Consider the following 7,413-nt stretch of genomic DNA (forward strand, 5'->3'; position numbering starts at 1 on the left):
CGCCTATAGTGCCGCCATGCCCATCCGCCAGCTTTCCGAAACGATGATCAACCAGATCGCCGCCGGCGAAGTCATCGAGCGTCCGGCGAGCGTGGTCAAGGAACTGGTCGAGAATGCGCTCGATGCCGGTGCTTCGCGCGTCGAGATCGTCACATCGGGCGGCGGGCTGAACCTGATCCGCGTCACCGATGACGGCTCCGGCATTCCCGAACGGGAGCTGGCGCTGGCGATCGCACGTCACTGCACCTCCAAGCTCACCGAGGATATCAACGACATTCGCTCGCTGGGCTTCCGCGGCGAAGCGCTGCCGTCGATCGGCTCGGTGTCGCGACTTTCGATCCGCTCGCGCACGGCAGCAAGCGGCAGCGCCGCCGAGATCGGCATCGAGGGTGGCCGCGTCCTGCCTGTCAGGCCGGCGGCGGCCAATCGCGGCACCACGGTCGAGGTGCGCGACCTGTTCTTCGCAACGCCGGCCCGATTGAAGTTCATGAAGGGCGAGCGCGCCGAAAGCTCGGCCACCAGCGATGTGGTCAAGCGCATCGCCATCGCCTTCCCCGCCGTGCGCTTCACGCTGGCCGGCTCGGACCGCTCGACACTGGAATTGCCGGCGGCGGACGACAGCGCGGAAGGCAGCCTGCGTCGTGTCGCCCAGGTGATGGGCACCGATTTTCCCGACAATTCGATTGCCCTCGACGCGATGCGCGATGGCGTGCATCTGACCGGCCACGCGTCGATCCCGTCCTTCACCCGCGCCAACGCGCTGCAGCAATATGCCTATGTGAACGGCCGCCCGGTGCGCGACAAGCTGATCGCCGGCGCCATACGCGGCGCCTATGCCGACGTCCTGCCGCGCGACCGCCATGCGGTGACGGTGCTGTTCCTGACGCTCGATCCGGCCATCGTCGACGTCAACGTCCATCCAGCCAAGGCCGATGTGCGCTTCCGCGATCCCGGCCTTGTGCGCGGATTGATCGTCGGGGCCATCCGACAGGCACTGGCCGATGCCGGCGTCCGCGCCGCCACCACGGGTGCCGCCGGCATGATGGCGGCGTTCCGGCCAGGGGCCGCATCCTACGGCCACGGCGGACCGGCAAACGGCCACCGCAGCTACGACGCGGCCTACCGCGCGTCGGGTCCGTCCGGCTTCGATCCTGCCCGATCGCCGCAGCGGCCGCTCGATATGGGTTTCGATGGTGCGGGCTTCGAGCAGCGCGGCTTGCGAGAAAGCGAGCAAGCGGCTTTCGATGCCGGTCCGCTTGCCAGCGCCGATGCACGCGCAGGGCAGGATGAAGCGGCCGAGACGTTGCTCGGCGCGGTGCTGGGCGCGGCGCGCGCCCAGGTGCATGAGAACTACATCGTCGCCCAGACCAGGGATTCGCTCATCATCGTCGACCAGCATGCGGCGCATGAACGGCTGGTCTACGAGGCGCTGAAGAATGCGCTGCATTCGCGCCCGGTGCCCTCGCAGATGCTACTTCTGCCCGAAATCATCGACCTGCCGGAAGAGGATGCCGAGCGGCTTGCGCTGCATTCGGAAACGCTGGCCCGCTTCGGTCTCGGCATCGAGCGCTTTGGCCCCGGCGCTGTCGCGGTGCGCGAGACGCCGTCGATGCTGGGCGAGGCCAATGTCCAGCAATTGGTGCGCGACCTCGCCGACGAGATCGCCGACAACGACACGGTCGACACGCTGAAGGAGCGGCTGGACAAGATAGCCGCGACCATGGCGTGCCACGGCTCTGTGCGCTCCGGCCGCCTGCTCAAGGCCGAGGAGATGAACGCGCTGCTGCGGCAGATGGAGGCGACGCCCGGCTCCGGCACCTGCAACCACGGCCGCCCCACTTATATCGAACTCAAGCTAGCGGATATCGAACGGCTTTTCGGACGGCGATAGCTGCGGACGGATTGCGGGCCTATCGCTTCGCCGCTCGAGGTCGGCAGGTCAGGAGGCCGGCCGACAATGTGGTCGCCCGCGATTTTCGCCCAGCGGCCTGAGTAGCGCGATCGCAGCCGCCGCCAGCAGGAGGATCGCACCGGTGATTTCAGCCCAGCCGACCGCCTCGCCGAAGAGCCAGGCTCCTGCCGCCAAAGCGGTCAGCAAATAGCGTGCAGCCGCCAGCAGGAGCGGAGGCGCGTCATTGAGACCGAGCTTGATCGCGGCCCAGGTCAGCACCCAGATCAGCGACATCACCGCGAAGAAGAAGAGGTTGCGAACCACCGATGGGCGCTCAGCGCAGTCCCCGACGATCGACAAGTATCCGATGGATTTCGATCCGCTCCGGCAGCTCGATCAGGAACTCGGCATCGCGGTCCAGATGATGGACTTTGGTCGGTTCGCCTTTGGTAAAGGCGGTCATCGCTTGCATGTCGGCCCAATAGGAGATGGTTGTGAACCACGTCTCGGCATCACGGTCCTCGCGCAGCAATTGGACGCCAAGCGCCGTCTTCTCGAGGGGCGGAATACCCTCGGCACGCAGGTATGGCTCATAGGCGTCGGCGATGTCGCGGCGGGTGCGACCGCGCCAGATGCGCGCGATGGTCGGTGTGGTCGGCATGAGGTTCTCCTTCAGTCAGGCGGACAGCAAACTGGGCATAGCGGACGCCGGCTGTGATCAGCCGTGAACACGAGCCAGGAAATCGCGGACCAGCGCCAGCGCGTCGTCGAAATGTGTCTCGAGCAGCCAATGACCCGCCCCTTCGATCAGATGCAGTTCCGCATCGGGCAGATCGCGATGATAGGCCCTTGCCGACGCCGCGGGCATATAGCCATCCTCTGGCCCCCAAACGATCAACGTGGGCGGATGGTGTTCACGCAAATAAGCCTGGTAGCGCGGAAACCAGGTGAGATTGGCTTCCAGCTTCTCCATCAGACCGACGGCGATCTGCCGACGAACCGGCGTGTTCATCAGTGGCCAGTGAAGATTCCAGAGATCGGGCGGCACGCGCATGGCGACGTCGTCAGCCACTTCCCCGATGAACTCGGCCCGAAACCCATCCTCACTTACCGCGGCCTCGAGCGGACGGTGCTTGCCGGGCGTCTTGTCGGTCCACCAGGCCTTGATCGTGGCGTATTTGGGTCCAAGCACATCCTCGTAGATGTCGCCGTTCTGGATGATCAGGGCGCTGATCCGCTCCGGGTGTGAGATCGCATGCCGGAGTCCTATCTGCGAGCCATAATCATGCAGCCACAAGGCGTAGCGTTGGAGACCGAATTTATCGGCAAGCTTGGAAAGCACGTCGCAATAGGCGTCGAAATCATAGCCGAAGGTGGCCGGATCGGGTGTGCCGCTGTATCCGAAGCCAGGCCAGTCGAATGCAATCGTCCGCCAGCGGTCGGCGAGCGCCGGCATCAGTCGGCGGAATTGGAACGAAGAGCAGGGATAGCCGTGCGGCAAGAGCAAGACAGGTGCTTCTAACGGCCCTGCCTCGCGATAAAAAATGGATAGATCATCCAGTTGCATGCGTCGGTGCGTCGTTGCACCCGGCATTCGGACCTCCGTCGAACAAACCTCGGCTAAACGCGTTTGATCGAGGGATCGTTCCGAATGGGGGAAGCGGACGGTCGGCAATATTCATCTCTTCAAATTCACCACGATGACACCGCCCAGCGCCAGCGCGCCGCCGATTATGCCGAGCAGAGTGGGAACTTCGCCCAGCCAGAAGAAGCCGATCAGCGCGGACATCGGCGAGACCAGATAGAGGAAGTTGGAGGCACGTGCCGCCGGCAGACGCGACAGCGCGGTCGCCCAGGCGGCATAGGCGATGAGGCTGGGCACGATGCCGAGAAAGATGACGGCGCCGAGGCCTGCTGTGTCGGCGACCGCCGCCTGCGAAAAGGCCGACGGCAGGAAGGGGGCCAGGCACAGTGCGCCGAGCACCATGTTCGAAGCCGAAATGGTCAATGGATGATGGCGGGCAAACAGCGGCTTCTGGACGATGGTGTTGACGGCCGAGCACAAGGCCGAACCAAGCACCAACAGAGCACCGGTGTTGAACGACAGGCCATGCCCATCGGCCATGGCGATGATGCCTATGCCGGCGAAGGAAATCACCGTACCGATCCAGGCCACGCCTGAGAAGCGCTCGCCCAGCAATGCCATCGCCATGATGGCGGTGAAGATCGGGCTGACATTGATGATGAAGCCGGCGGCACCGGCCGAGACGGTCAGTTCGCCGAAATTGAGCATGACGGTGTAGAGCGCGACGAAGATGGCGCCGCCAAAGACCAGGCGCCACGCTTCGTCGAGCCTTGGCAGCGCCGGGCGCTTGACGGCCAGGAAGATCGCCGCCGGCACAGCGGCGATGGCAAAGCGCAACGCACCCAGTTCCAGTGGGCCGAAGGCGGCGAGACCGGCTCGGATAGCGGGAAAGGCGGAGGCCCAGCCGACCACCGTCAGCGCCACAGCGATGGCTGCCGTGGTGTCCATTCGCTGTGTCGAATTCAACGTGCCCGTTATCTCGCTCATCTCACCGCCCTCGTATTTCTTCGGTCCTGAAAGGCAGAAAACGCCTTTTCACCCCGGTTGACAAACGACGAAATCGAGGATCACCTGTGACTATGGATCACAGCTCGGACACAATGGTGCCGCTCGAAACGCTGCGCGCCTTCGATGCGGCGGCGCGGACAGGCAGCTTTTCAGCGGCCGCCGAAAAGCTCAATATCACCCATGGCGCCGTCAGCCGGCAGATCGCCAAGCTCGAGGACTGGCTGGGATTGAAAGTCTTCGACCGTGGTGCGCGCGGCGTCTCGCTGACGATCGAAGGCAACAGGCTGCATCTGCGCACGGCGGAAGCCTTTGCGCTGATATCGACCCATTCCGACCGCTGGGTCGAGCCGCGTGGCACGGCGGTGGTGCGGCTGACCTCGATTCCCTCGGTCAGCGGACTGTGGCTGATGCCGCGCATGGCGGCTCTGGAAAACAATCCCTCGAAGCTGCGCATCGTGCTCGATGTCGACATCCGCCAGGCCGACCTTGCCGATGAAGGCATCGACCTCTCGATCCGTTGTGGACGCGGCGGCATTCCGGGCCGCATCTCGGTGCAACTTTTCGAGGAACATGTCTTCCCTGTCGCGTCACCCGAGCTTGCCCGCGAGATCGGCCGGGGCGACCCTGCCCGGCTGCTCAAATATCCGCTGATCAACGATTCCGACGCGTCGGCCTGGCGCGCCTGGTTTGCCGCGCAAGGCATGGATTACCGCCCGCGCCCGCAGGACCGCCGCTTCGAGGACTACAATCTGGTGCTCGACGCCGCCGCCTATGGGCTGGGCATCGCGCTGGCCCGCCCGCCGCTGACCGGACATCAATTACAATCGGGCCGCATCACTCCCGTCGATGAGCGCACAGCCCTCAACCCGGTATCCTACTGGCTCGACCGGCCGATGGGGCGGCCGCGTGCCGCCGCCGCCGACCTCGCCCGCCGCATCGCGGCAGAGGCCGGGCTGGCCCAGGACAAGATCGAGGCGTTTATCGAAGCCGAGCGATAGGCCTTCCGGACCTATATGGAAAACCGGCCGATTCGAAGCTCAGCGAAGCAACAACAAAACGAACCCAAGGATCACCGCTCCCAGCAAACCGGCCATTATCGAAACAAAGCCAATTTTCACCAGCAACTGCTCAGGGTGCGGCACCGCACCATGGGATTGATTGGCCGGCCTGTGCCTGCCCGCCGGCGTACCCAGGGCGGCAGCGTTGCGCGGGACTGGAGCCTGCGGCGGGATAAGCGACAGCAATGACAGCCCCGCAACCCTGGCGGAGGCATTGTCATTGGCGGTTGTCGAAGGCGGCAAGAAGGCTCGCAGCGTTTCGGCTTCGGGTTTTGCCTTTCTCGCCACGACTGTTGCCAACGCCGCCTCTTCGCCCGTCTCAAGCTGGGCAAGATAGGCATCGACGATGCCGGCGGATGCGATCTGCTGCGATTTGACGGCCATCGGCGCCGCCGGCAAAATCAACAGCGCCGGCGCTGTCTGCTGCGCGAGCAGAGACGGCGCCGGCGGTTGGACCAGCGCCTTGACCAGTGCCGTCATCACTGGATCAGCCTGCCCCGAGGGCACGGCTTGCGGCGTCATCACTTCCCTAAGCAGGGCGGGAAGACGAGTGGAGGAAACGTCCATTGCGGCCCACCAACTACATTTTTCCGCTTCACAATAAGCGTTCAGCATTGTCTCAGGCTTGTCTCATGCTTGACCTCGCCGGGAATTTATGGCGATGAAATTCTCATGAACCCTGGCGTCCCCGCATGATGAACCGTTTCGAAGGCCCCGGCGGCAAGGAAGCCCGCATCCGCTACCTGGATGGCGACTTCCAGGTTACCAGCCCCGGCGCGTTCGTGCGCTGCGCGGTGACAGGCGAAAGCATTCCGCTCGACGAGTTGAAGTACTGGAGCGTCGCAAGGCAAGAGCCCTATATCAGCGCCACCGCCTCGCTGCGCCGTGAAATCGAGATGCATCCGGAGCTGCGTAAGCGCAGTTAACCCTTCAGCTTGCGCTGGCGCCAGGCATCGAGCGTCTCGTCGATGATGCGCTCGGGAACGTGATCGAGTTCGAAGACCGTGTCGATCTCCAGCACCTCGAGCCGGTCGAGAAAGTCCTGTGACGCGCCGTGGCGCAGCCGGGCGGCGTCCTTGGCGGTGGTGATGAGCACCAGCCCCTCAGTGCGTGCGGTCGCCGCCAGCTCGGCAAGTTCGTCCTCCGCATAGAAATGATGGTCCGGAAACGGCCGCGTCAATGCCAGTTCGCCGCCGGCCTCGCGCACCGTGTCGAAGAATTTCTCGGGATGGCCGATACCGGCGAAGGCGAGGAACCGCTTGCCGGCAAGCCCTGCCTTGCCGCTTGGCTCTGTATGGGCCTCGAAGATCGCCCGGCCGGCGCGTGCCGCCTGGCGGACCACGCTGTCGGCGGCAGTGCCCTCGCCCATTTTCAACAACCCGCTGGTGAAAACCAGCTGGTCGACGATTTTGGCCCTGAGCGGCCCCCCCGGAATGACGCGGCCGTTGCCGATCCCGTAGCGCGCATCGACCACGACCAGCGCATAGTCGATGTGGATGCGGGCGCTCTGGAAGCCATCGTCCATGATCAGGAAATCGCAGCCATTCCGTTCCAGCAGCAGCCGGGCGCCGGCGGCGCGGTTCGGCGTCACCGCCACCGGCGCGTGTTCGGCGAGCAGCAGCGGTTCGTCGCCGACATGCCGGGCGCTGTCGTGGTCGATATCGACCACGTGCGGCTCGGCGAAGGAGCCGCCATGGCCGCGCGACAGGAAGCCTGGTTTGAGATGCATGCGCTTGGCCTGCTTGGCGAGCGCGATGGCCACCGGTGTCTTGCCGGTGCCGCCAACCGTGAAATTGCCGATGCACAGAACAGGTGCTTCGATCTTCTCACGCTTGGCCCGCCGCATGCCGCGGCCGGCGGCAGCCGCATAG

General features: G+C 64.7%; 9 protein-coding genes. 3 read left to right on the forward strand and 6 right to left on the reverse strand.

Annotated features, from left to right (window positions below; translation table 11 throughout):
* Positions 1-16: 16 nt before the first annotated feature.
* Positions 17-1,891 carry a DNA mismatch repair endonuclease MutL gene (gene mutL, locus EN994_RS11305; protein WP_063167730.1) on the forward strand — a complete coding sequence of 625 codons (1,875 nt, stop codon included), beginning with the start codon at positions 17-19 and terminating at the stop codon, positions 1,889-1,891.
* Between the two features lie 48 nt (positions 1,892-1,939).
* Here the strand turns inward: mutL and EN994_RS11310 are convergent, their stop codons facing one another.
* From EN994_RS11310 to EN994_RS11325, 4 genes are all read right to left on the reverse strand, one after another.
* Positions 1,940-2,215 carry a hypothetical protein gene (locus tag EN994_RS11310; protein ID WP_063167729.1) on the reverse strand — a complete coding sequence of 92 codons (276 nt, stop codon included), beginning with the start codon at positions 2,213-2,215 and terminating at the stop codon, positions 1,940-1,942.
* A gap of 10 nt (positions 2,216-2,225) precedes the next feature.
* Positions 2,226-2,552 (reverse strand): hypothetical protein, encoded by a 327-nt coding sequence (locus EN994_RS11315; RefSeq protein WP_024504825.1) that lies wholly within the window; start codon positions 2,550-2,552, stop codon positions 2,226-2,228.
* A gap of 57 nt (positions 2,553-2,609) precedes the next feature.
* Positions 2,610-3,485: an alpha/beta hydrolase gene (locus EN994_RS11320; RefSeq protein ID WP_063167728.1), complete on the reverse strand. Its 876-nt coding sequence runs from the start codon at positions 3,483-3,485 to the stop codon at positions 2,610-2,612.
* Between the two features lie 84 nt (positions 3,486-3,569).
* Positions 3,570-4,463 carry a DMT family transporter gene (locus tag EN994_RS11325; RefSeq protein ID WP_013532338.1) on the reverse strand — a complete coding sequence of 298 codons (894 nt, stop codon included), beginning with the start codon at positions 4,461-4,463 and terminating at the stop codon, positions 3,570-3,572.
* 92 nt (positions 4,464-4,555) lie between these two features.
* Between EN994_RS11325 and EN994_RS11330 the strand changes: the two genes are divergently transcribed.
* The gene (locus tag EN994_RS11330) at positions 4,556-5,482 is read left to right on the forward strand and encodes a LysR family transcriptional regulator (protein WP_013532339.1); all 927 of its coding nucleotides are present in this window, start codon (positions 4,556-4,558) and stop codon (positions 5,480-5,482) included.
* Between the two features lie 39 nt (positions 5,483-5,521).
* Here the strand turns inward: EN994_RS11330 and EN994_RS11335 are convergent, their stop codons facing one another.
* Positions 5,522-6,157 (reverse strand): hypothetical protein, encoded by a 636-nt coding sequence (locus EN994_RS11335; RefSeq protein WP_244514290.1) that lies wholly within the window; start codon positions 6,155-6,157, stop codon positions 5,522-5,524.
* Between the two features lie 77 nt (positions 6,158-6,234).
* Between EN994_RS11335 and EN994_RS11340 the strand changes: the two genes are divergently transcribed.
* The gene (locus EN994_RS11340; RefSeq protein WP_013532341.1) at positions 6,235-6,468 is read left to right on the forward strand and encodes a DUF2093 domain-containing protein; all 234 of its coding nucleotides are present in this window, start codon (positions 6,235-6,237) and stop codon (positions 6,466-6,468) included.
* On the opposite strand, the gene lpxK is transcribed toward EN994_RS11340, so the two are convergent.
* Positions 6,465-7,413: tetraacyldisaccharide 4'-kinase (gene lpxK / locus EN994_RS11345; RefSeq protein WP_245466009.1), on the reverse strand; the 949-nt coding region annotated here is incomplete at its 5' end. The genes EN994_RS11340 and lpxK overlap by 4 nt on opposite strands.

This window comes from Mesorhizobium sp. M7A.F.Ca.CA.002.09.1.1 (assembly GCF_003998555.1).
Taxonomy (GTDB): Bacteria; Pseudomonadota; Alphaproteobacteria; order Rhizobiales; family Rhizobiaceae; genus Mesorhizobium; species Mesorhizobium ciceri.

Coding starts and splice junctions, on each gene's coding strand:
- mutL (WP_063167730.1), top strand. CDS start 17: ATGCCCATCCGCCAGCTTTCCGAAACGATGATCAACCAGATCGCCGCC.
- EN994_RS11315 (WP_024504825.1), bottom strand. CDS start 2,552: ATGCCGACCACACCGACCATCGCGCGCATCTGGCGCGGTCGCACCCGC.
- EN994_RS11320 (WP_063167728.1), bottom strand. CDS start 3,485: ATGCCGGGTGCAACGACGCACCGACGCATGCAACTGGATGATCTATCC.
- EN994_RS11325 (WP_013532338.1), bottom strand. CDS start 4,463: ATGAGCGAGATAACGGGCACGTTGAATTCGACACAGCGAATGGACACC.
- EN994_RS11330 (WP_013532339.1), top strand. CDS start 4,556: ATGGATCACAGCTCGGACACAATGGTGCCGCTCGAAACGCTGCGCGCC.
- EN994_RS11335 (WP_244514290.1), bottom strand. CDS start 6,157: ATGCTGAACGCTTATTGTGAAGCGGAAAAATGTAGTTGGTGGGCCGCA.
- EN994_RS11340 (WP_013532341.1), top strand. CDS start 6,235: ATGATGAACCGTTTCGAAGGCCCCGGCGGCAAGGAAGCCCGCATCCGC.